Raw genomic sequence first — 24,665 nt, 5'->3', positions numbered from 1 at the left:
CTAATTCCCCTTCACTAACTGGTTTTGGTTAACTCCACTTGAGCCATATTTTTCCCACTCTGCGGCACTTCTCCACTGATTATATGCTTTAACATAATATACTGGGATCAAATTAATTAAATTGTCATGGCTATGATCTTTTTCTACACGATACGCCACAATTACCCGTTGGATTGCCGTTTTCTTTAGTCCCGCATTAACTAAATTATGCACTACGGTCTCACTTGGAGGCAAAGTTCGCGTTTGTCCATCAAACGGAATTGGAATTTGTAAATCAGTATTATTAAACGCAACCTCTATTGCATCTTGCGCAAAACGCGTCGTTATTTGCGGGTTTTTACTACTCAAAAAAACTGGTAAGCCTTCAATATAATTAGCGTAACTAATTGATCCATTACTATAATCAAAATAACGCAAATCTTGTTCACTTAGACCTAACTTATGAACATATTCAACACTATCGAGTAAGCGCTCATTAGTAGACATAACTTTACTCTTTTCATAGCGAGAATATAAAAAATCTGCTTCTTTTAGTTCAGTATTTGGTGCTCGCAATTTTGTGTAGTAATTCAGCGAATAAGTGGTCCAGCCCTTTTTACTTGAACGAGCAGTTACATTGGCTGTACCGAGCAGCCGGGTAACGAAGTAAGAATCTGGCTGACTATTAGTTAAATAACTATAAACCCGCCAATGTTCTGTTTGGGTATAAAATACTTCATAACTATCATTTAATCGGACAAATTTAACCGGCTGACGTCCATGGGCATTTCGAGCATAACTGCGTAAACGCGAAAAGTCAGCCTTAATTAATCCCACACGATAAATTGTTGTACTCTTATCACTACCTAAATAAAAATAAAAATTGCTCGGTGATATAAAAATACGGCGAAATTTCTGGTCATTTTTAGTGACATCCTTTTTAGTAAGCAAATTTACACTTACTTCATTAGGAAAAGTTAATTGCACATATGCAGAATTATTAAGCATTTGCTCATACTTGTGCCGACTTGAGCTGATTTTTTCGATGTTACCATATTTGACATCCTTAAGTTCATTACTAAATTCTAACGGCAAATTCTTTTTAGCATCATATAAGTTATATAATTGACCATTCTGAAAGCCATAAGAACTGGTTGGTACAAATAGATTTGAAATAATTCGGTTGCGACTATGTGACTGCTCAGTTACATTACTAGTTTGATTAATGTGGCTAAAGTATTGATTATTCGTCATGATAAAAATCCACAGAATAATCGACAAAATAACTGCTGCTAATGTTCCAATTAGTAACAATATATCGCCTAATTTAAATTTAAGCTTCATCCCACTCATCTCCCTCGCTCATTGGTTCATAAGGTAAGGCAATATAAAAAGTTGAGCCTCTATTTTCACTACTAGTAGCCCAAATTTGACCGCGATGTTGCTCTACAATTTCTTTAGCAATTGCTAGCCCTAGGCCAGTCCCGCCTTGAGCACGCGAGCGTGCCTTATCAACCCGGTAAAAGCGATCAAAAATTTTACTTAAATCTTCTCGAGGAATTCCTAAACCTTGGTCAGCAATACTTAAAATAATGCGATGATCATCATGAGTTAAACTTGCAGTAATCACTCCACCATTAGGTGAATATTTAATGGCATTATTCATAATATTATCAATTACTTGCGCTATTTTATCAGTATCAATTTCAACCCATAAGGCCTGTGTACCTAATTGGCGCTTAATTGTATATTTCTTTTTACCCTCTTTTTGATTATTTTTTACAATCATATCGAAGCGGTCTAAGATATGGGCAACAAAATCATTAAAATTAACCCACTCAAAATTGATTTTGACTGCACCCCGATCCATCCTGGACAAACTTAATAATTCACTGATCATACGGATCATTCGTTCAGTTTCTTCTTGGGTAACTTGTAAAAATTTAGGAGCTACATTGGGATCTTTCCAAGCCCCTTCATTTAAGGTCTCAATATAGGCGTGCATACTTGTAAGCGGGGTACGCAATTCATGGGAAACATTTGAAACAAACTGTTTTTGAGAGTTTTCATTTTTTTGTTGCTCAGTAATATCGTGTAACACACACACACTACCTGAAACAAAACCGGTCACTCTTTTAATTAGTGAAAAACTAGCATGTAAAATAACTTCATCACGACTACCTTCGTTAACTGTAAGTACAATTCCTTTCTGATTAGCAATCAAGTCTTGGGAAGATTCTTTTAAACCTAAAATTGTCGCAATTGGCTTATTGGTGATTTTTTCTTCAGTTGTATTCAAAAAGTTAAGTGCCATTTGATTAACCACATTAACATTACCATGCCGGTCCGTTGCCAGAACCCCATCACTCATATGTGACAAAATGCTATCTAATCTTCGCTGCTCACTTTCAGATTCTTCTTGTGAACGTTCAATTCTAACTGACAAAGTATTAAATGCTTGGCCTAGCTGACCTAATTCATCATTAGAATAAATTTTTACTTGACTAGAATAATCTCCGTCAGCAATATTTAGAGCTTGACTTTGCATTTCCTCAATAGGTTTAGTAATTGCATGTGAAACTACTAATGATAAAATAGCACCCATTACTGCTGCCACTAATGAGGTCACTAAAAACATTAAAGAAATATTTCGTAAATCATTAAAAACACCCTGCATTGATGCTTTAACGTAAATTGCGCCCACAATATTGGTAGAACCATTGCCTGCATTCAGAGGTGTCACCTGAATCATATAGTCACCATGATCATTAACTACCTTTGTAGCTTGTCTACCCGTTGAAGTTACTTGCTTAACAATAGTGTTATTGACTCTTTGTCCAATACGATTTTTATCATTTAACCTAGAAACAGCCCGAATGATATCCTTATTATCAACAACAATAATTTCACTAATCGTACCAATTCCGTTGCTATAATCATTGACTATACGATTCAAGTTACTGTTAGTGTGCTTATTATCTCTGACTAACTGCAGTGATAACTGATTGGTTACAATTGGTAGTACTTGAATTGACGATTGAAAATTATCAATGCTATTTTGTTCTAATTGTCTAGTGAAATATACCCCAATGACCTCAATTGTCGCAATAATCATTGCCATAAAAACAGTTGCTAATGTAGTGTTAATTGAAATAGTTAAATGTTTAAATTTATTTTTTATTCTATTCATAATTATCCAAATATGTAAAAAGAAAGCCACGCAAAAAATCATTCTGCAGGCTTTCTTTAATTAGTCTTCTGTTGGCTGTTTCACATAATAGCCAACACCGCGACGAGTTACTAAAATCTGCGGCTGAATCGGATTATCCTCGATTTTTTCCCGCAAACGATGGACTGTTACATCAACGGTACGAACATCGCCAAAATAATCATAGCCCCAAACTGTTTGCAATAAATGTTCCCTAGTCATTACTTGTTCCATATGTTGCGCTAAATAATAAAGCAACTCAAACTCACGATGTGTGAGTTCAATTTTTTTGCCTTCTTTTTCAACAATATAGGCATCAGGCATAATCACCAGATTACCAATAGTTATATTCTTGGTTGAAGTATCATCACTATCATTTTCCACTTTTTTAGCAATACTACGGCGCCGTAAATTAGCTTTAACTCGCGCTACAAGTTCACGATTAGAAAATGGCTTAGTAACATAATCATCCGCTCCCATTTCCAGCCCGAGTACTTTATCAATTTCCGTATCTTTAGCTGTTACCATAATAATCGGTAAATCATGAGTTTGTCTAACTTCACGTGCCACTTCTAAACCATCTTTTTTGGGTAACATCAAGTCCAAAATCATCAAATCTGGATTATATTCATCAACTTTTTTAATAGCTTCTTCCCCATCATAGGCAGTGTCGACGTCGAAGCCTTCCTTCGTCAAATTAAATTTGATAATATCAGAAATTGGTTTTTCGTCATCGACAACGAGAATCTTCTTTGGCATCGAAAGCCCCCCTTTGCTTAACATTATACTGTTTTTTAACTATTTAGCCAAAAAAAGCACAAAAATTTAACAAAAAAGCTTGCATTTCATTTAAAATAATAGCATAATAATTTTTGTTGGTTATTTAAGATAACATTTTTTGGGTGGCTAGCTCAGCTGGCAGAGCAACGGACTCTTAATCCGTGGGTCCAGGGTTCGAACCCCTGGCCACCCATTAAAAAGAAGCACTGCGAGAAGGCGGTGCTTTTTTGCTAGTTAATGGTTAAAGACGCCATAACTAACTATCCTAATTTTTTTGCAAAAATGACTTGCCAAAACTAGAAATACTTGCTAATATATTTAACTGTCAACAGAAATAAATGGGTGGCTAGCTCAGCTGGCAGAGCAACGGACTCTTAATCCGTGGGTCCAGGGTTCGAACCCCTGGCCACCCATCATAAATAAAAAGCACTGTAAGTAACAGTGCTTTTTTGTTATCTCAAAAATTCATCTTTCCTAGCTATGTTTTTATCTGAATAATAATTTGCTAATTCCCCCATATTATTTTTTTAATAAAAAGGCATTAATTTAATCTTGTTAATTATAAACATCTAAATTAAAATGTTATATATTAGGAACAAAAAACACGACAACATCTCCCCACTATTGCCAGGGAAAATTTCCATTTGTCTTGGTAGTGTTTTATTTTTATTGTCCAACTTTTTAATCGCTACATATGCCAACTTTACTTTTGGCATATACTACAAGAAAAACTACTCGCAAATCAATTTAAGCAAGCTGAAGGATTAGTATAAATGAAAAAGTTTTATAAAATATGTGCTCTAGTACTTGTCGTCTTCTTTTTGGCTATCGGTCTAAATATCTACCATGACATACATACAACATCTCAAACAATGAGTCATTTTAACAAACCAAACCAGTTCAGCAACCAAACTAAAAGAAAGACAATTGTTTTTAAAAAATTTACCAAAATCAAACTTGACACCTACCTCCCAGACATCCAAGTTATTCCTGGTAAGAAATATCAAGTAACTATTATAGGCAATTATGGCGCCGATATTAGTAAAATTAAAACTTCCATTAAAGATAACCAGTTAACCATTTTTGACAAGCCCGAACCCCATTATAATAATGGAAACTATCACGTTGAAATTAGGGTCCCAAAGAGCCACTCCCTATTAGAAATATCTGGTTCATGTTATGCGTGCACCCTACTTTTAAAAAACTTAATTATTCCAAGAATAAACATTAAAGTCGATGATAGTGATGCTATTTTAAAAAATACCATCGTTAAAAAATTGAATTTAATCTTAAGTGATGGCGAGTTTAAAGTCAGCAATTCGACTTTATCAAGTGCAAAATTAGCTTTAAGTGATAGCGACTGTAAAATTACAGACAGTCAGTGCAAAATTACCGCAACCTTAAATGATGGTGATGCGTTAATCAAAAATTCTAAAATTACTGGCAATAGTTCGTTCAACCTAAATGACGGTGATTTTATAATGAACAAGGCACCTAAAATTAGTTACGACCTTACAGCTGATTCAGAGGATACCATTAAATTTGACAATACTTATCACACTAGCCACCTAGTTAAAAGGCTTAATGGCACGCCTCTTCTTAAAGTAGTCAGTGCCGACGGCGATATTGCAATCAATTAAAGGAACATTTAACAATGAAAAAGTTCTATCAAATCATTGGTATCATTGCAGTTATTGGTCTTGTTTTATTACTAATTATTAAATTTAATACTAGCAAATAAAATATGCAAGAAGTACATCATGAAATAACTAATGGTAGCTTTTTTAGTGACCATGAGCACAAGCATTCTGTAAGTAGTAAAACAAACAACCTGAAGAAATTTTCCAAAATTAAAATCAGGGTTAACGAAGCCGACATTAACATTGCTAAGGGTGACCAATTTCAAGTAAAAATTACAAGTCGCAACATTAAAGCAGTCAAGATTGGAGTAACAAATCATCGTTAGATGCTTGCTAATGACCACCAAGCATCTAACGATGATTGCAAACTTTTAATTACTGTTCCTGATAAAAACGCTGTAAGCAACATTTCAGGATTGGTCAATGAAGGAAACGTTAGTTTAAATGACTTAACTATCGCTGACATTGACCTGCAAATGGATGATGGTGACCTTGGTATCAACAATATCAAGGCCTTGAAGACGTCTTTCACCTTAGATGAAGGTGACATTAAGGTAACAAATTCCACCCTAAAAGCAGACACTTCTAACTGCAATGATGGAGATTTAACAATTTTTGCTAGCCAATTTAAAACCTCTGTTTCTCTTACTGATGGCGATATTTCAATCAGCAATTCCAAAATTCTTGGTAGCAGTTCATTCAATTTACATGATGGTAGTTTTCAAATGAGCGAGGCACCGATGATTAGTTACTTACTTTCAACTCATTCTGGTAATGAAATCAACTTCCGCCATAACAATTATTCTGGTCATTTTTCTAAAGTCAGGCAACATACACCTCTTCTAAGAGTTACTTGTGGCAATGGCGATATTAATATTAACTAGATAAATTGGCTTAAAGTTGCAGGCATAAATATAAAAGTTAGTCATTCAATAAAAAAGTTTAGTTTTACCACCATAAAATTTTTTAAAGCGTATAATTAGACATCTAACCTTTTTAGGATTATGTTATATTTTAGATAGGTTTTATTCTATTTATTGAAAGGAGTGTGCTTCAATGGAGAAGTTCACAAAAGAATCTTTAGCAAAATATGATGGTAAAAATGGAAATCCAGCTTATGTAGCAATTGATGGCGATGTTTACGATGTTACTGGCAATGCTCACTGGACTGATGGCGAACACCATGGTAATTTAGCTGGACAAGACTTGACAGTTGCAATTGGTCAATCACCTCACGGTAAAAGTGTTTTAGGCAACTTGAAAAAAGTTGGTACTTACGAAGCTTAGTTACTATTTGACAACAAAAAACAGGTACACAATGTGTACCTGTTTTTTGATTGCTAAATTAGTCATATAAAGCCAAATAATTTTCTGCATTGCGTAAATCTTTAAGTGAAAGCTGTCCTGGTGCCGAAGTTTGACTTACCGCCCCAAAAGATAAGCTTGAACCAAAAATCTGACCAGCAATTCGCGTAACTTTACCCAAATCACCCATTGCCATTGTAATTAAAGGATTAGGAATTGCTTTATGCACTACCTGAGTAGCTTCTAATAAGGTTAAAACATCCTGCGGAGTATGCGGCATGCAGGCTAATTTAGGAATATCTGCCCCCAATTGTGCCATCTTTTTAAGGCGAAATTCAATGACATCTTGGGCGGGTACCTTATCAAAATCATGGTTACTCATAATTACTACGATATTGTAATCATGGGCTAAGGAAACGAGCTGCTTAATCCGCTCTTCATCATGAAACAGTTCTATATCAACTGCATCGCCTAAGCGCTTGGTAATAATTAATTCCACTAAGTCCAAATAAGCATCATCTGCTAATGCAGCAACGCCACCTTCATTTTGCGTTCTAAAGGTTACTAAAAGCGGCAAGTCGCCCACCGTTTGTCGTAATTTTTGGGCAGTTGCAATTAAGGCGGCCTGGTCAGCAATTCCAGCTGCATAGTAATCGAGCCGCCATTCCATTAAATCTAGCTGGGCAGCAACAATTGTTTCCGCTGCAGTTAAAATTTCTGTTTCCGTTCGTCCAACATTTGGAACAGCAATTTTAGGTAGCCCTGTTCCCAAAACAATATTTCTAATCTTAATAGTTGCCATTGTCTACCTCAACTTTTCTTACTTATCGGTAAACATAATTTCCCGAATATAGTCAGTTGGCATATCTTGACCCGTCCAGAGTTTAAATGAGGCGGCCCCTTGTTCAATCATCATGCCAATTCCGTTAAAAACATGTTCAACCCCTGCTGCTTGAGCTACTTCCATTAGTTTAGTAGTTCTAGGAGCATAAACTGTATCAAAAACGACCATCTCTTTATGGAACCAGGATGGATCTGAAACCAAAGTTTTATCTTCTAACGGTTTCATGCCGACACTCGTAGCATCACAGTAAATATCACTCTCAGCAATTGCCTGTTTAAATGCAGCTTGATTGCTTAAATCAGTTAATGAAACTTTGCAAGCCGTCTTTTCTTGAATTGTTTGCACATTTTTTTCAGCTTGGGCCCATTTATCATCTTGAATGTTGAACATTTTTATTTCCTTAGCACCATCCAAAGCCGACTGAACTGCAATCGGAGTCGCAGCACCACCAGCTCCAGTTAGAGTAATTATCTTATCTTTGATTTCGATGCCTTCAGCTTTAAGTGCCTGAACAAAGCCAATGCCATCTGTCGTATAACCAGTCAAAACACCCTGATCATTAACAATGGTATTAACAGCATCACACATTTCTGAAGCTGGTGATAGTTTATCAAGATATTTAATCACTTCTTTTTTATTTGGCATCGATACATTTGAACCGCGCATATCTAAAGTCCGAATAGCATCAACTGCGCTAGCAAGTTTATCGTTACCAATTTCAAAGCAGAGATAAGTATAATTTAGACCTAATTTGGCAAAAGCGTTATTGTGCATTGTAGGTGACATTGAATGCCGAATCGGATAAGCCATTAAACCAATTAAATAAGTGTGGCCATCCAGCCAACCAGTAATTGGACCATTCACGCCTGTAATTTGATTTGTCATTATTTTAGCTCCTTACTTTTAAAAAAATAATATCTATACTTATTTAGTAGATGCACCCGATACCACATTTACTGTTTCACGTGAAACCAAATGTGATTGGCTAAAATTAGCATTATCAGCAGCTTCAGTTCCTGCTATAAAGCCAGAAGCATAACTCCATGAATTCATCATACTTGGCATTGAATCATGACCATTGGCACCACCAATTATTTCACCTGCAGCATAAAAATTAGGAACGGGATTAAAATCAGTGGTCAAAAGCTGTAAATGCTTGTTAGTCTCATATCCACCCAAAGTAGTGCAAAAACGTAATTTTTGTTCAATTACGTAGTAAGTATCGCCTTCATATTTATGCATAAATTGTGCTGGACGTTCAAATTCAGAGTCTTTGCCAACTTTAACTGCTTCTTCATACTCTGCTAACGTCTTTTGTAAATTAGCATAATTAATACCCACTTTTTGAGCAACCACTTTGAGATTACCAGAAACCAAAATTGGACTCTTCTTACCATCCAAATCAAAGAAGCCTTGCACTTCATCTTGAGTGAAACCATACTTGAGTAACAATTCATAGAATCTATCCCACATTCTTTGATCCATTATTACAAAAGCAAGCTTATCCTTTTGAGCCGCAATTGCATCACGGAAGTGGGTATATGGCGCCGATTCATTAACAATTCGCTGACCATTCGTATTAACAAAAATTGCCCCCATATCGCTGGCTTCCTTAGTGGAATAAGTCGTCAATTTGGCAATACCTGGTTCAACTTCAAGTCCATGTGGATAAACTTTATACCAATCAAGATTGCGTGCAACTAAATCCATATTTTTGGCAAAATCAAAGTAGTCACCAGTTGAAGTCATTGGACCATAATATGGTATCGTAGTTTTATGTTCCTGATAGTCACGTGCCCCCCAACCTCCAGCTGCTAGCACTAATGACTTGAAGTTAACTTTAGTAGTCTGATACTTACTTTCCGCAATTAATGAAACTAGCTCACCTTTTTCATTCTTATTTAGCTTTTCTACCCGAGTTTCCTGTAGAATTTGCCCTCCTTTTTGGGTAAAGGCCTCAGCAACCTTGGTAATCAATTCATATGAACTGGCGGTTGGCATTTCAATTTGGCGGTCAACTGAATGTTCAATCGTTTGCGTTTCTGCTTTTTGATAGGTCAAAGTAGCAAACTCGGTAATAAAATCAACTGCCTTACCAATATTTTCAGCTAATAGATTAGATAACCCAGCATCATTAGTGCCTCGACATTCACGCCTAATATCTTGCACCAGTAATTCAGGTGTGTCCCTTTTAGCTTCTTCACCAAATATACTAACTGATAATTTTGATCCTGTGCCCACTACATTGGACCCATTCAAAATCGTTGCACCACCAAGATACCCATTTTTTTCAAGTACAAGTACCTTTTTACCTAAAGAAAGGGCCCGACAAGCAGCCATTAATCCGGCCATGCCAGAACCAATAACAGCTACATCAACATCAAGGGTAACGTTTTGATGCTCTTTGGCTTTGCTAGTGGTTGTAGTATCTACTCCATTTTCTGTGAGTGCCTTTTTACCAGCATCCAGCATGGCTTGCGTCATAATTGAAGCACCCGAAATTGCATCAACATCAAAGCTTTGCTCATTAATAACTTGAGTTTTTAATTTATCAACAACTTGGTTAAAAATTCCAGGTGTTTCCACATTTTTAGTTACCTCTAAGTCATCAATATGGTTACCCGTTAACTTAATTTCAAAATCAATCTGTCCATTACGCCCAGTAGCTTGGGTCTTTATTATTTTAGTCATAAATTTGCCTTTCTCTAACTAATCTGCAATATCAAAATTCTTACTGCGCACAATCAAAATTGCGGCAAGAATAGTTGAAGTTATTGCAAAAATTGCCGTAATCCAGAAAACCATCAAGGTACTTGTACCATTAGCTTTTAAGACAAAAGCTGCTACTAATGGTGCAACAAAGTAAACCATGGCAGGGGCAAAGCTATAATATGATGTGATCTTGCCATGACTTTGTGGAAAATAAGAAGTCAAAACAGATAAGCCAACTTGCCATACGCCACCAGCGGTGAAGAACCCGACTGCTAACGCGCCAGTTTCACCCGCTAATGGTGAAGGAGACAAAACCATGAATAAAAGTCCCACTGCAGTAATAGCTGAATAAACCATAATCAAGGTCAAACGCTTTACTTTTGTTACTAAAACTGAAGTCACAAAGACCGAGATCAATGACGCAATTGAATACCACGAAACTAGTTGATTAGCATTAGCAGCAGGTTCGTTGAGTACATATTGACCATAATAGGGCGCATATAAGGAAAAAATATAAAAAGTAAAACAAAGTGTAAATCCTAAAGCAATAATCATTAATCCATCAACTGCTAGTTTTGGCTGATTGCTACTAGTTTGCATTGTAGCCGTTGCCTGCTCAATTTTAGTCTCTTGAGCTTGCGCTTGCGGTGCATAAGCTGTTTTTATAGTTAAAAAAACATCAATTAAAATCAACGCAACTAAAATACAAGCAGTAATTCGCGGATTACTGATCAATTTGACACAAAATGGAAACAGCATCTGCATTACCTGCATGGCTGCTTTCACAAAAGAATTCATCGTGGCCGTTTTAGTCGGAAAGGCATCGGCTAGAGCCGGATAACCAGCTGTATCACCAAAAGAGTTAGTAGCGCCAAAAAACATCGCCGCTATTCCAGCCACCCAAATATTATTAGCAAAAGCTGCTCCCAACAAAAAAATAGCATCACTAGTAAGTGCAATCAACAAGGCCTTCTTGCGACCAATCTTATCTGAAATCGCACCTGCAAACAAAATAGTAATAATCCGCCCGAGGCCAACCATCGCCATCACCAACGAGATTTGAGTTTCAGTTGCATGCCATGACTGTGCTAAAACTTGGCGATACTGACTAATAAACAGTGTCGCCGCCCCCACAACCGCAAAGTGCATATAAACGGAGGTGGCAACACCTGCATAATTATTCTTTCTTTCCATCTCTTCACCTTTCAAAATTATTGGTAATTAATTACCCAATAATATAACCCATTTAATTAAATAAAAATAATGATTTATTATGGTACAAGTATGAGTATTAGCTATAAGCAATAACCTTGTCATTATTGACTTTGTCGCCATCATCGCAAAGATTGCTGTTTATCTTCGTCTAGCCAGCATAGCCATTGACGTCTAGTTTTAACCTTTTTTTAGCCAATTACCCAATTGATTTTAATAATAGATTTTTTCAATAATTTAATAAAAAAATTAAATAATTAGCGTATTGCTAAAGACCTAAACGATCTTTAAGGCTATGAATGAACTCTTCTTCAGTCTTATCACTTACTTGGTATGGCTCAATCCGACCCTGAATTGGTCTTAATTGCGCGTCAACTGCGACATAAGTCAGCACAGCCTCACCAATTAATTCTGTTTGCCTATTATCCAGTGAAAGGCGATTAATTGCAGCATAAATTGTCATGGTCCGCTTAGTTGTTTTAAGCAATGTGAGACAAAAACTAAGATGATCACCTACTGAACTTGGCCGATAAAAACTAACGCGATCAATGCGACCGGTTAAAGTTTGGGTCTTAGCATATGAATTAGCAAATAATCCCATTGCCGAATCAAGCCGAGTTAAAATCGTCCCACCATGGGTGATGTTCATGTGGTTGAGCATCTGCGGAGTAACAAAATAATCTGCCATTGAGTGCTTAAAAAATTTGTTGTACATTACTTGCTTGATCCCTCAAATATTCTGTTAATTGATATTTTTTAATCTTGCCATTAACTGTGCGGGGTAAAGCAGTTAACTGCCAAATTTTTTCGGGCCAATATTTTTTATCAACTCCGTATTTACTCAATTCTGCAAGAAGTTCAGCTTTAGTAATTTTTTTCTGCTGGTCTCTTGGAACAATAAAGGCGCCAATGCGTTGTCCAAGACGCATATCAGGGATGCCTATAACAGCAATTTCCTGAATATTTGAGCAAACTTGCAGTTTTTCCTCAACAAGGCAAGCTGCAATTTTTTCACCACCGCGAATAATGCGGTCACCACTGCGGCCCTCAATTTCTAATAAACCAGCTTGGTTATAGTGTGCTAGGTCACCAGTCTTCAACCATTCACCATCAAAAGTAGCCGCAGTTTTTTCTGGTTCGCCTAAATATTCTTTAAAGATAACGGGTCCCTTGACTTCAACTAAGCCAGTGACATTTGCTCGATTAATGACCTGCTGGTCGTTGACTAACCGGACTTTAATACCAGCCATTGGCGTTACCGCAGTCGTCAGGCCCTGTTGCTGCTGATAATAAGCCCTGGGCGTGTAGCTAAATGGGACAGCTTCCGTTAAGCCATAGCAGTTATACAGCGGCAGATTTCTTTTTTGGGCCTGCTGAAGAAGTTCGCGCTTAATTTGATCCCCGCCGCAAATTAACTGTCGTAATTGGCCTAAATCAGCCACTTTAAATAAAAGATCATACATGACCGTAGGCAAACTATCGATGAAGGTAATCGGTTCTTCTTGTAATAGCTTCGCTACTTCGGCAATAGCATAGTGTTTAAGAAGTACCATTTTACTGCCCGCTAATATAGTAGCAATTAAGCCGTGATGAAAACCAATTGCATGATACATCCCAGATAAGAGCAGCGTCAGATCACTCTTGGTAATGCTAAAAGCTTGCAGATAAGCGGCTTCGGCAACTAAAAGATTAGTATTCGTTAACACAACCCCCTTTGGAGCGCTACTAGTGCCAGATGTATTTAAAATAACAACAGCGCCTGCTGGTCCCTCATTTGCTTTAAAAACTGTTGCCAGCCGATCTTGGCGGATAAACATTTTTAAATCACCCGTACAGGTGAGCTGGTAGTTGGGCAAGTGCTGAAAAGTACTAATTGTATCTCGACCGCGCACTGATTTTTGCGAAATAATAGCATAGGGTTTAAAGCGCTTGATCAATGCTGTAACTTCATCCCGGTCAAAATGGGGATTTAAAGGATTAATAACTGCTCCTACTTCAATGCAGGCCAGCAGCAGCACAATATTTTCGAGGTCTAATTCAAATTGCAAGGCAACAATGTCGCCACTTTGAACGCCCCAGGCTGTTAAGCGCTTAGCCGCCTGCTCAACCAGCTGGCCAATCTGCCCATAACTGTACCGCTGGCCCGCTTCAATGACAAAGAGGTCATCAGGGTTTTGCTTCAGGCGCTCATGCCACAATGCCTTTACCGTGGTCAGTTTCTGTTCAACACCCATTTGAATTACTCCGTTAAAAGCTGATTGAGCTGTTCAATGACCGTGTTGGCATCACCCACAATACCGTAGTTGGCCAGTTTGAAAATGGGGGCCGCAGGATCAGTATTCACGGCAATTACCTGCTTGGCTTTCTTCATACCAATCGTATGCTGCACTGCTCCAGAAATGCCAAAAGCATAATAGACTGTGGGTGAAATAATCAAATTCGAAATACCAATCATTCGCGTAGCATCAAGCCAGCCTTGGTCGGTGACGGCTTTAGTTGCTCCTACACTAGCATTTAAGTGCTGCGCTAACTGCTGCAAAGGCTGCAATTTTTCTGCAGCGCCTAAGCCTTTGCCAGCAGCCACAACAACCTTAGCGTATGCCAAATCATTTGCAGACTGCTTTTGGGCAACATACTGATAAGCTACCCCTTTTTGCTGCATGTTCCAATCAAGCACTTCTACTTCAGTATTAGCCTTTCCTGCCACGCCAGTGCAAGATGTAGTGATTATACTTTTAGCAGCTAAAGGCACCTGCCGACACACATGTGTTTGACCAAGCGATTGGTTAGCAATGCGCGTTGCGCCTTCCTGCTGCACTTCTTGAACATTAGCGACAAAATCGACCCCTAAAGCGGCTGCCAAGCGGCTGCCTAGACTGCTCCCCACTTGATCATTATCACAAATAATCAGGTATTCTTTTTCTGCAGTAAAGCGCGCAACTAGAGTGGTCACAACGCTGGTCAAATTTGTCAAAGTATAATGCTCATTTTGATAAATAATGGTTGGGATTCCAGCTTGCCGATATTTCGTTTGGATTTGCATAGCCTGATTACTAAAAACTAAAACGGACTTCGGTCCGGTAAAACTGTTTTTGAGTCCGGCTAAAGTATTACTGCTATTGCCTTCGGCAATCTTTTGATCTTCCAGTTGAATATAATAAATTGGTGTCATTTGTTCACCTCAGAATTCCGTCTTGCTTTAATTGAGCAACCAATTTAGCAGTTGCATCTGGTTCTTGTGCCAAATTAAAAATTACCTTGTCAGTTTGCTCTTGCATCGCGACTAAAGTGCTCGGTTTGCTCTTAATGGGTAAATCGATGGTTGTTATCGCGGCTGCCATTGCGGTCTTTAAGGCCGCAAAAGTTGCCAGTTCAGGTACCTGAATCAAATCATCAGTTGTAATAACTGCTGGCAGTTGGCATTGGCCCAGCAATTTACCTTTTGCAAGACTAATTTCAAAGTTAAACGCTGAATCAAGCGCAGTTACATGCTCATAACAGTACGCTGCTAATTCTTGGGCAAGGATAGCTACAAAACCTGAATCAGCAGTATCGCCTGTCAACCACAAATCATAGTGCTGGCCTTGTTTAATCAGTCTTTGAACAAATCGCTGAATAAGTTCTCTTTGCTGCAAAGGATCAGCCAAATCACCGCCGACAATTTTAGTCGCAGTCGTTGCCCCTAAAGCTAAAGCTTCATGTAAAATTCGATCAGCAGCTGCTGCATCAGGTTCAAATGTATAAGCATCGATAGTTCCGCCTCGAGTGTGAACAACTTGCTGTGCAAAGGTCAAAATAGCGCGGTCAGCCAAACTTAAAAATAAATTTTCTGGTTTAACAATTACCCGCTGTTTGTCAACCGTGTAAGCTTGCGGATCAGCCCAAGCAGCCCTAGCAATTAATGCAATTTTCATGATGGCCTTCCTCCTTAACCGTAATATTTTTTGCTAACTTCGCGCGCAATCGTCATACGCTGAATTTCATTAGTACCCTCAAGAATTTGAAATCCTTTGGCATCGCGCATTAATTTTTCAACGGGATATGCTCGGGTGTAACCGTAACCACCAAGAATTTGAACGGCTTGCGAAGTTACTTTTTGAGCTACATCAGTGACGTACAATTTGGTCATTGCACCTTCTTGCCGCACCGCTAAATTTTGGTCCATCATCTTCATCGTATTATTAACTAATAAACGAGCTGTTTCGACGCTAGTAGCCATATCAGCGAGCATGTTTTGTACCGATTGAAATTGCGCAATTGGTTGGTTGAATTGTTCACGTTCATTGGCATATTTAGCTGCTTCATCAAGGGCTCTCTGCATAATTCCAACCGTAAGAGTAGAAACGTACGCCCGTGATAAATTAAGACTTTCAAGGGCAATATTGAGCCCACGTCCTTCTTGACCCAGTAAATTAGCAGCTGGAACACGCACATTTTTAAAACTCAAAGGAACTGTATCGGACAAACGTAAACCCATCTTATCTTCATGTTGACCCGCCCAAATTCCAGGTGTCTTTTTATCAATCATAAAAGCTGATAAACCATGATTACCTGCATCCGAGGTGCGAAAAATACCAATTAAAATATCAGCAAGACCGCCATTAGTGGCAAAGGCTTTATTACCATTCAAGATGTACTCATCACCTTGCCGCACCGCCGTTGCCTTAACTGCTCCTGCATCTGAACCCGCATCAGCCTCTGACATAGTAAAGGCTGCAAAATGACCAGGTGCTAAAACTTGAGCAAACCTAGTTGCCTGCTCCTTAGTACCTGCCAGCAAAACGCAGCGCAAGGCGACAAATGAAGTAATCAAAGTCAAAGCATAGCCAGCATCATACTCAGCTAGTTTTTCAAAGACAATCGCTGAATCTTCATATGAAAGACCTGCCCCACCATATTCAGTTGGAATTTCCAACATGTGTAACCCTAATTTAATCGCTGGCTTAAAAAGTTCTAGGGGGCAAGCACCATTTTGGTCATACTTTTTAATCATTTCAGAAGTCAAGTAATGCTCACCAAATTCTTGGGCTAAATGACGATATTCTTTTTGTTGTTGTGTGTATTGTAATACCATTTTGTCACCTATTTAATCGGTTCACCTAAATGGCGAACACCGCTAGCTGCACCGCTAGCAAGCATTGTTGCAATTTGCTCGTCGCTATATCCTAAATCATGTTTGAGCACCTCCAGAGTATCTGAGCCCTGTGCGCGTGAAGGCTTAAGCGTTGGATTTCCTTGCGAAGCAAAACGAACTGGATTAGTTGGAATATAGCGCTTAGCACCTGAAGGAAATTCCATCAGTCGAATTTCATCATTGTCAATGGCCTCAGAATCTTGATAAATTTCTGTCGGTACTTGACAAGCCTCTAAAGGCAAATCTTCTTGACTGAAGAGCTTTAACCAATAGGTTAGCGGTTGTTTCTTAAAAGCCGCTTCCAAAACGGCAATTACTTCACTACTATTTCCTTGAGTATTGAGGATATCCATATGGCTGTAGCGCGGGTCACCTTTAAGATCATCACGGCCAATAAGGTGCATTACCTTATCAAAATCACGGTCATATTCAGGTACACATAAAACAAACCAGCGGTCATCACCTGTCTTATAAGTATCATTGAAAGGATTGGTTACTTCTCGGCGACTCTTAGGATACTCATTTCCATATTGCGCTGAAACCATTGCAATATTCTGCATAAAGATTGCTGCATGATTTAAGTTAACAACAACTTTATCTCCCTTACCAGTTCTAGCTACTTGAACTAAAGCCGCACAAATACCTGCTGCCAGAGTCATTGAAACTTGAAAGTCGCCGTAACCGTTCACTGGATTATAAGGATTGCCACCTTTATCAACTGTTGTTCCTTGTACGCCACCACGAGCTTGATATGCCGTAGCATCATAACCGGCAGCATCTTTCTTAGGACCAAATTCTCCATAACCGCGATCCTGAGCAAACACTAATTTAGGAAATTCTTGATGCAATTCCGGCCAAGATAATCCCATCTTTGCTAAACTTTTTGTTCTCACTGATGTTAAAAATACATCAGCCGTTTTTAATAAGTCTTTAAACGCTTGTAATCCAGCAGGAATTTTCATATTCAACGTAATAAAGCGCTTATTCATATTGGACACATCAAAACCTAAGTTCTCATCGTCCTCATACTTCATACCAAAAACTGCACCTTGGGTTCGCCCAGCATCGCCTTTAGGGGCTTCCACTTTAATAACATCTGCACCCCATTCACCTAAAACGCGCCCCACAGTTGGAGCTGCTAGAAATTGTGTTAAATCAACTACTCTAATGCCCTTTAAAATTTCATTAGCCATTTTTCTGATCTCCAAGCTATCAATAATTAAAGCGGGCTAAATCATCTCTTCCCCCCTAATAATTTGGTCCGCTTCATTAATTTGATTTACAAACTGGTAATTGGGGTTTGACCACCGTCATTAATCAACAACCGCCCCGCGGTTAAACGTTGAACAGAACGTGGCCCCTCCTCAAGCCACATTGCCCGACAATCACGGTACAAACGTTCAGCTGGACCATAAGGATTATCTTGGAAATAACCAATACCACCAAAAATTTCCAGCATATAATCAGAAACTAATTTAACAGTATTAATACTTTCTAATTTTGCCATCGAAGCCTTTTTAGTGATATCTTTACCTGCATCGTAATCTTCAGCTAAATCCCAGAGCATCAACCTTAAAGCGTGAATTCGTGAACCCATATCAGCAATTTCAAAAATAACTGATTGTCGCTTACATAAAGGCTTACCAAAGGTAGTGCGATCCTTAGCATAAGCAATGGACATTTCCAGCATCCGTTGAGCCATCCCTAAATTAGAATCGGCAATATGTGCACGTGAAAGTGATAAAGCTGAAATAGCAACTTTCATTCCTTCTCCACGTTTACCTAACATATATTTTTCAGGAATTCGCATATCAGTAAATTTCAAATCTGCGTGCCCCGCACCACGACAACCCATCATGAGTGGCATTTCCATTGCTTCAAAACCAGGCGTATTAGTTGGTACAAAAAAAGCTGACAGGCGCTCATCACCTTGCTTATCAGGATCAGTGACAACAATTAAATAGGTAAAATCAGCTACATCAGCATGAGAAATAAGTGTTTTTTCGCCGTTAATAACCCATTCATCACCGTCTTTAACCGCTAATGTATGCAAGTCTGCTCCTGTTCCACCACTTTTTTCAGTAAGGGCAAAATTAGCATAGATTGACTTATCTTGAAACTTATTCATATACTTATCTTTGAGTTCTTGGCTACCAAAGCCAGCTAAAATACGCCAGTTCATATCGGAAGCATGGTGTAAATGCATGCGAATACCGCCTTGAGTACGGGAAAATTCTTCCTGAACCTGTAAGATTTGTTTTTCACTAAGGCCCCAACCACCATACTCTCGCGGTAAAGCAAAGCGATAAAGATCGTGTTTAATGGCTAACGGAAAAAAGTCATCAGGAAATTTACGCTGCTCCTCAATAAAATTCGTCATTTGATCGAACTCGTTTTGGGCCAAATGGCGAATTTCCTTTAAATAATTAGTAAAATCTTCTTGCGCCATTGCTTCACCTGGTTTAGCATGGTGCATAATTGGTGTTGTTTCAAATGGTGGTAAGACGTGTAAGTTATTTTGTTCAGACATAATTTAATCTCCTCTACTCCTTGGAAATATTATATTTTGCCTGTATTATGTTTAAAAAAATAAACTTTGTAAAATTGATATCAAAGTTTAAATTATTAATTTTAAATATAATCAACAATGTTTTCAGAGTATTTTACTGGTCTTAGGCAACTCTTTCACCTCCATTTTGCTTATTAATTCACTAATTATTACCGACCTAAAACAGCATGTGAACAACTTTTCAAGGCACATATTAATTTTCCCAATACACCTATAAACAATTATAGAAAGCGCTTCACTAAAATTTGGTATAGCATTTAAAGCGCAATTGATATGGTAATTACTATTGAGGTATTCAACATGAATTTAAATCAACTTTACTATTTTCAAGAGTTGGCAGACCAAAAACAATATACAAAAGCTGCCGAAAATCTTTTTATCAGTCAGCCCACCTTATCAGTTTCCATTAAGCAACTAGAGACCGAATTGCATTGCAAACTGTTCAAACATAATGGGCGCTATGTCCAGTTAACCGAATATGGCCGTATTTTTTATGACACGGTCACCAAAACGTTAGCTTCATTGGAATATGGTAAAAAAAAGATTGCTCAAAAAATTAGTCAAGATCAAGGCAATATTCATATTGCTGGCATCCCTACTGCAATTGGTATCTTTTTGCCTTATTTAACCAAAAAATACCAACAAGAAAGTGCGATTTCCCCGCATTTTATTTATCATGATAATCCCTCTTATCAAATATGCGAGGGCATTAAAAATGGATGGTATGATATCGGTATCTGCTCTTACGTACCCGAATTTAATTACCTAACTTATATTCCGCTTTATACCGAAGAAATTATTGCAATTGTTGCACCCGATAATAATTTAGCTCAAATTAATCGCATGTCGCCCAGTGAATTACAAGGCGAATCCATCATGACCTACTCCACTAAAATTCAAATTGGTCGCGATATCACCAACGCTTTGCTTGCAGTTGCTTCTGATTTGCATATCATCAATCGTTTACATGATGAATTGGCAATTGCTGGTCAAGTACTGACCAACGATATTGTGGGCGTTGTTGCCAAAACCATTTATCTCAGTGGCTTTGATATTCATCAAATTCAACTTGATTTACCTAAAAATATCCGGCAAGTTTATCTTGTTTATGATCCTAACCAGCATTTTTCAGCTGGAATTATTGACTTTATTGACTTTATTAAAAGTAACAAACAAGAAATTCAAACTTTAGTCGACAATTTAGCAATTAAGTAGTAATCACAATTAAGGAACTTATGACTAATTCAATCACTCAAAATGCGCTACGCGCTCTTTTATATGAAGTCACTACCTTGCCTAAACCTGGCTTAGTTGATCCCGCTAATCCTGGACCACATCCTGATATGAATATTTATACCTTTATTGACAGTAGCTTAAGCCTAGAGCATTACTTCAATAAAGCTACACAAATTGGGCAAACCTTCACTGGAACAGACCTCTCCACCATGTTCACTCAATTAAGACAAGAAGGTCTATTAGCTGAAGAAGAAATGCTAGCAGCTACAAACGGAGTCAATACCCATAAAGGGGCAATTTTTGCTCTAGGTATTTTTGTTTGCGCTCAAAGTTATTGTAAGAAAAATCAGGCTGAATTGTTTACAACTATCGCTAGAATGTGCCATGGTTTAGTTGAACATGACCTAGAAAAAAATAACCAATTACAAACAGCTGGTGAACGTGAATTTCAACAATACAGCATTGGTGGCGCACGTGCACAAGCTGAACAAGGTTATCCCATTGTAAAAAAATATGCCCTGCCTTTCTTAAAGCAGAGCACCGGTACGCTCCAGTGCCGATTACTAGATACCTTAATGAAAATTGCTACAGTAACGGTTGACAGTAATCTTATTAAGCGCGCAGGTAATTATGATGTGATTAATTGGCTACACAGCTGTGCTAACCATTATCTTGCTCTAGGAGGTTATGCTACAGTCTCAGGAAAAAAATATCTCCTCAAGATTAGCCAAATATGTTTAGACCATAATTATAGTTTGGGGGGCTGTGCCGATTTATTAATCGTCACCATTTTTGTAGCTTTAGAACAAGGACAATTAATCAAAAAATAGCCTGAAGACTGGCTATTTTTTGATTAATTTTTAATTTTGTGGTGAGCTATTGGTAGTATCTGATATAAGTTGACTACAAGCAGTATCTGCAGCAATTCTGCCAAAAGTAAAAATATCAGCTAATGAATTGCCGCCAAGGCGGTTCCCAGCATGAAGACCACCCGCAACTTCACCAGCAGCAAATAGACCAGTAATAACTTGATCATCTTGATTAAGCACTTGCCCCTTAGAATTAATTTTCAACCCACCCATAGTATGGTGAATTGCTGGCTTACGTGGTGTTGCATAAAATGGGGCAACTTCACATTTTAAATTAAAGGCACTCTTATTAAATTCAGGATCATAACCGGCATCTACATACGAATTGTATTTATTAATTGTATTAACTAAAGTAGCAGGCTCTGCCCCTATTTTTTCAGCTAGTTCTGCTAAAGTATCGGCCTTAAACAGTGTCCCAGCCTTAACTTGTGCTGCCAAAGACTCCTCAGTTGTGTTATAGGCTGTTGCTTTGATTTTATTATCAGCAATTAAATAAAATAAAGTACCATTAGCAATTGCTGCTTTAGCCAAAGTATCCCGTTCTGCAAATTCATTGACAAAACGTTCTCCTTTTTGATTAACCATGATGAAGTTTTCAGGTGGTGTCTGAATGCCTGTAAATAATTCACCCGTTTCTGGATCAGATACTGGCATTAGTTGAATAAAACCCATACCCACTAAAGCAGCGCCTGCTTCTTGTCCCAAAGCAATTCCATCACCGGTTATTGCTGGTGAATTAGTAGTTGCAATATTATCAGCAATCTGTGCCCAATAAGTGTTATACTTTTGGACCATCTTTGTGTTCGCACCAAACCCACCTGAAGTTAAAATGACTTTTGGTGCGTGAACAGTCACTTGTTTGCCATTATTTTCGGCAATCACACCTTTAACTTGCCCATTTTCAATAATTAAATGTTTTGCTCGGGTTTCAGTTAAAATAGTTGCGCCATGATTTCTGAGCCATTCACCCAAAACTTTGATAAAAGCATAGCCCATTGGCTCAACTGGTTTATGGCCTCTACGCCACAAAGCACCAACAGGCATTGCTACATCATCACGATTAAACTCTACACCTAAATTAGTCAACCATTGCACTGAAGCGAATGCGTTATTAACAAGCTTATTGACTAACTCGTAGTTACCATGAATTTCATTTCCATTTAAATCAATTCTCTTACCACCCAAGTAAGTTTGAATTTCATGTAGTAAGGTGGAGTCAAATAAATAATTTGCCCCCGATTCAAGGTATGCATTAATCTGTTTTTGTAATTTTTGAAAATCAAGCCGATATTCTAAATCAATTTGATCAATTGGTAGCGCAGCTAATTTTGCCAAACTTTCTTTTTCACCTGCTAAGGCCTTAAATTTGTCCTGCCATTCTGGTTCAGCCGCATTTAAAGGTCCACCAGCCCGCGCAGTATTGCCACCAATTTGTGGATATTTTTCTAAAATTATCACTTTTTGGTCATTTTGGATTGTTCTAGTTGCTGCAGCAAGCCCAGCACCTCCAGCACCAATTACAACCACATCTACATTATATTCTTCATCTTTATCGCTTTTAGCAATGGGTTTAGCCCGCTGTTTCCATTTATTTGCCTCACCGCCAGCCTCATCGATGGCTTGAGCAACTCCATCGATAACACCGCGGCTAGAGATTGTAGCACCACTAATCACATCAACATTTAGTGTTTGATTAGCAATAATCTGCTGGGGTAGCCGCCTAAAAACTTCATCAGCAATCCCTTTAGTTTCAGCACTAGAATCAATGCTTATATTTTCAATAGCGGTCGCAGAAAGAGTAACCTTCATTGGCATAAAACTTGAGCCATGCCCTTTTGCTTTTACATTATATGTACCTGGCTTCATCATTGAAATAATTCCTCTCTGTAAAATCTTTAATAACTAAATTTTACTAACTTTATTTAACAAAATGAAATAGTTTTCTAGCAAATAGACTATAATAAAAGTGTTATTGGAGGAAACAGATGAAAGATCCAGAAATACTCTTACACTACATTGACGTTTTACTAAAAGAAAGCAATTTTACCCGAGCCGCCCAAGAACTATATATCTCACAGCCTTATTTAACTCAACTACTTAAACGCATCGAACATAAATTAGGGACCAAAATAATTAATCGAAAAACTACTCCGTTTACATTAACTAAAGCCGGCGTAATCTATTACAAATACCTTGAAACAACCACTGCCAATAACCAAAATTTAGCCAAAAAGTTGATTCGATACGCCTCACCCAAAAAAGAAATAATTAGAATTGGGGTCTTAGAAAGCCTCGGAACTTTTTTAATACCAGAATTACTACCCGATTTTCTGGCTGAAAACCCAAATATTGAGATTCAATTATCTGAAACCTTTCCTAGAAATAGCGAAACGCAGCTTTTGAATGAGCAAATTGATTGTTACATTGGACAAACACCTGAATCACTCAACACTGAGCTCGATTTTTTCGTTAATGGGGAAGAAAACTACTATGTGATTATTTCACCTCAATCATCATATTTTAAAAAAGACCGGTTTATTCTTAATCAAGATGAATACAATCTTAAGGAAATATTGCAACAACCATTTGTAGTTAGTTTTAGCAATTCCGCTATTCGTCATCAAGTGAATGGTATATTTCATAAATTCAACGTCAAGCCAAACATTGTTCTTGAAAGTAAAAGTATATTAACTGCAACAAATTTAGCAATTAAGGGAGTGGGATTAACCATTTCAGCTGCTAGTATTATCAAAAGAATGAATCGAACTCCAATTAATCTTCTTCCACTTGATCACACTTTAATTCAAATTAAGTATTTTATTGCAGTTAAACACAAGAAAAGGCTTGATCCTGGTCTTAAAAAACTAATTACAAAATTCACACAACTAAGAATACAGCCCAGCATTAAATAAAATAAATTTTCATAAACAAAAAAAGAAGGTTATTAAACCTTCTCTTTTAACCTTGCTCCGGCTGTCAGACTCGAACTGACGACATCTTGATTAACAGTCAAGCGCTCTACCAACTGAGCTAAGCCGGAATATTAAAAAAAGCACGGCAACGTCCTACCCTCGCAGGCAGTCTCCCACCAACTACTCTCGGCGTTAAGAAGCTTAACTTCTGTGTTCGGCATGGTTACAGGTGTTTCCTTCTTGCTCTTGCCACCGTACTTCTTTT

Annotated in this window: 22 protein-coding genes, 3 tRNA genes and 1 rRNA gene; 9 read left to right on the top strand and 17 right to left on the bottom strand. The window is 37.9% G+C overall.

Translation table 11 applies throughout. From position 1 onward, the window contains the following. Genes F5ESL0225_RS00395 through yycF form a run of 3 tightly spaced genes read right to left on the bottom strand, consistent with a single transcriptional unit; the run spans position 1 to position 3,946 of the window. The gene (locus F5ESL0225_RS00395) at positions 1-1,323 is read right to left on the bottom strand and encodes a hypothetical protein (RefSeq protein ID WP_122047636.1); all 1,323 of its coding nucleotides are present in this window, start codon (positions 1,321-1,323) and stop codon (positions 1-3) included. Then, positions 1,313-3,169 (bottom strand): cell wall metabolism sensor histidine kinase WalK, encoded by a 1,857-nt coding sequence (walK, locus tag F5ESL0225_RS00390; protein WP_090094114.1) that lies wholly within the window; start codon positions 3,167-3,169, stop codon positions 1,313-1,315. The genes F5ESL0225_RS00395 and walK overlap by 11 nt, the downstream gene beginning before the upstream one ends. A 60-nt stretch (positions 3,170-3,229) precedes the next feature. Continuing rightward, a complete protein-coding gene (gene yycF / locus F5ESL0225_RS00385; RefSeq protein WP_122024319.1) occupies positions 3,230-3,946 on the bottom strand; it encodes a response regulator YycF in 717 nt (238 codons plus the stop codon). Between the two features lie 141 nt (positions 3,947-4,087). Here yycF and F5ESL0225_RS00380 point away from each other — a divergent pair. The 6 genes from F5ESL0225_RS00380 to F5ESL0225_RS00355 all read left to right on the top strand — a co-directional run bounded on the left by F5ESL0225_RS00380 (position 4,088) and on the right by F5ESL0225_RS00355 (position 6,894). Next, positions 4,088-4,160 (top strand) — tRNA-Lys (locus F5ESL0225_RS00380). Positions 4,161-4,307: 147 nt separating this feature from the next. Further along, positions 4,308-4,380, top strand: a tRNA-Lys gene (locus F5ESL0225_RS00375). A gap of 360 nt (positions 4,381-4,740) precedes the next feature. Further along, entirely contained in the window at positions 4,741-5,607 is an 867-nt protein-coding gene (locus F5ESL0225_RS00370; protein ID WP_122047635.1) for a DUF4097 family beta strand repeat-containing protein, read from the top strand. Positions 5,608-5,711: 104 nt separating this feature from the next. After that, complete coding sequence (locus F5ESL0225_RS00365) at positions 5,712-5,933, top strand: hypothetical protein (RefSeq protein ID WP_122047634.1); 222 nt, start codon at positions 5,712-5,714, stop codon at positions 5,931-5,933. Further along, entirely contained in the window at positions 5,934-6,491 is a 558-nt protein-coding gene (locus F5ESL0225_RS00360; RefSeq protein WP_122047633.1) for a DUF4097 family beta strand repeat-containing protein, read from the top strand. It begins immediately after the preceding gene. 172 nt (positions 6,492-6,663) lie between these two features. Next, a complete protein-coding gene (locus F5ESL0225_RS00355; protein WP_090094244.1) occupies positions 6,664-6,894 on the top strand; it encodes a cytochrome b5 domain-containing protein in 231 nt (76 codons plus the stop codon). Between the two features lie 58 nt (positions 6,895-6,952). On the opposite strand, the gene aroD is transcribed toward F5ESL0225_RS00355, so the two are convergent. The 11 genes from aroD to F5ESL0225_RS00300 all read right to left on the bottom strand — a co-directional run bounded on the left by aroD (position 6,953) and on the right by F5ESL0225_RS00300 (position 19,344). After that, positions 6,953-7,714: a type I 3-dehydroquinate dehydratase gene (gene aroD, locus F5ESL0225_RS00350; RefSeq protein WP_122047632.1), complete on the bottom strand. Its 762-nt coding sequence runs from the start codon at positions 7,712-7,714 to the stop codon at positions 6,953-6,955. Between the two features lie 18 nt (positions 7,715-7,732). Continuing rightward, complete coding sequence (locus F5ESL0225_RS00345; protein WP_118897567.1) at positions 7,733-8,641, bottom strand: shikimate dehydrogenase; 909 nt, start codon at positions 8,639-8,641, stop codon at positions 7,733-7,735. A 39-nt stretch (positions 8,642-8,680) separates the two neighbouring features. Continuing rightward, complete coding sequence (locus F5ESL0225_RS00340; protein WP_122047631.1) at positions 8,681-10,447, bottom strand: FAD-dependent oxidoreductase; 1,767 nt, start codon at positions 10,445-10,447, stop codon at positions 8,681-8,683. A gap of 18 nt (positions 10,448-10,465) precedes the next feature. Next, complete coding sequence (locus F5ESL0225_RS00335) at positions 10,466-11,662, bottom strand: MFS transporter (protein WP_122047630.1); 1,197 nt, start codon at positions 11,660-11,662, stop codon at positions 10,466-10,468. A gap of 286 nt (positions 11,663-11,948) precedes the next feature. Then, complete coding sequence (locus F5ESL0225_RS00330) at positions 11,949-12,395, bottom strand: acyl-CoA thioesterase (protein WP_122047629.1); 447 nt, start codon at positions 12,393-12,395, stop codon at positions 11,949-11,951. Beyond that, entirely contained in the window at positions 12,376-13,878 is a 1,503-nt protein-coding gene (locus tag F5ESL0225_RS00325) for a class I adenylate-forming enzyme family protein (RefSeq protein ID WP_158592369.1), read from the bottom strand. The genes F5ESL0225_RS00330 and F5ESL0225_RS00325 overlap by 20 nt, the downstream gene beginning before the upstream one ends. A gap of 41 nt (positions 13,879-13,919) precedes the next feature. Further along, positions 13,920-14,852, bottom strand: a complete 933-nt coding sequence (locus F5ESL0225_RS00320; RefSeq protein ID WP_122021125.1) for an electron transfer flavoprotein subunit alpha/FixB family protein — start codon at positions 14,850-14,852, stop codon at positions 13,920-13,922. A 4-nt stretch (positions 14,853-14,856) separates the two neighbouring features. Further along, positions 14,857-15,594 (bottom strand): hypothetical protein, encoded by a 738-nt coding sequence (locus F5ESL0225_RS00315; protein ID WP_122021124.1) that lies wholly within the window; start codon positions 15,592-15,594, stop codon positions 14,857-14,859. Between the two features lie 14 nt (positions 15,595-15,608). After that, positions 15,609-16,754, bottom strand: a complete 1,146-nt coding sequence (locus tag F5ESL0225_RS00310) for an acyl-CoA dehydrogenase family protein (RefSeq protein WP_122021123.1) — start codon at positions 16,752-16,754, stop codon at positions 15,609-15,611. An 8-nt stretch (positions 16,755-16,762) separates the two neighbouring features. Continuing rightward, positions 16,763-18,007 carry a CaiB/BaiF CoA-transferase family protein gene (locus F5ESL0225_RS00305; protein ID WP_122047627.1) on the bottom strand — a complete coding sequence of 415 codons (1,245 nt, stop codon included), beginning with the start codon at positions 18,005-18,007 and terminating at the stop codon, positions 16,763-16,765. Positions 18,008-18,093: 86 nt separating this feature from the next. Continuing rightward, a complete protein-coding gene (locus F5ESL0225_RS00300; protein WP_199692491.1) occupies positions 18,094-19,344 on the bottom strand; it encodes an acyl-CoA dehydrogenase family protein in 1,251 nt (416 codons plus the stop codon). Between the two features lie 339 nt (positions 19,345-19,683). Between F5ESL0225_RS00300 and F5ESL0225_RS00295 the strand changes: the two genes are divergently transcribed. Both F5ESL0225_RS00295 and F5ESL0225_RS00290 read left to right on the top strand, forming a co-directional pair. Beyond that, positions 19,684-20,598 (top strand): LysR family transcriptional regulator, encoded by a 915-nt coding sequence (locus F5ESL0225_RS00295; protein WP_118907216.1) that lies wholly within the window; start codon positions 19,684-19,686, stop codon positions 20,596-20,598. Between the two features lie 20 nt (positions 20,599-20,618). Next, a complete protein-coding gene (locus F5ESL0225_RS00290; protein ID WP_122021120.1) occupies positions 20,619-21,449 on the top strand; it encodes a triphosphoribosyl-dephospho-CoA synthase in 831 nt (276 codons plus the stop codon). A gap of 30 nt (positions 21,450-21,479) precedes the next feature. Here the strand turns inward: F5ESL0225_RS00290 and F5ESL0225_RS00285 are convergent, their stop codons facing one another. Beyond that, positions 21,480-23,354, bottom strand: coding sequence for a flavocytochrome c (locus F5ESL0225_RS00285; RefSeq protein ID WP_122047677.1), 1,875 nt, complete (start codon positions 23,352-23,354; stop codon positions 21,480-21,482). Between the two features lie 119 nt (positions 23,355-23,473). Between F5ESL0225_RS00285 and F5ESL0225_RS00280 the strand changes: the two genes are divergently transcribed. After that, complete coding sequence (locus tag F5ESL0225_RS00280; protein WP_122021119.1) at positions 23,474-24,400, top strand: LysR family transcriptional regulator; 927 nt, start codon at positions 23,474-23,476, stop codon at positions 24,398-24,400. Positions 24,401-24,455: 55 nt separating this feature from the next. On the opposite strand, the gene F5ESL0225_RS00275 is transcribed toward F5ESL0225_RS00280, so the two are convergent. Together F5ESL0225_RS00275 and rrf are read right to left on the bottom strand one after the other, a co-directional pair. After that, positions 24,456-24,528 (bottom strand) — tRNA-Asn (locus F5ESL0225_RS00275). Positions 24,529-24,540: 12 nt separating this feature from the next. Next, positions 24,541-24,657 (bottom strand): 5S ribosomal RNA (rrf, locus tag F5ESL0225_RS00270). Positions 24,658-24,665 lie beyond the last annotated feature (8 nt).

Source organism: Lactobacillus sp. ESL0225 (genome assembly GCF_003692905.1).
Classification (GTDB): Bacteria; Bacillota; Bacilli; order Lactobacillales; family Lactobacillaceae; genus Lactobacillus; species Lactobacillus bombicola.
Note: the sequence above shows the minus strand (reverse complement) of the source record. Positions and strands in the feature narration are given on the sequence as shown.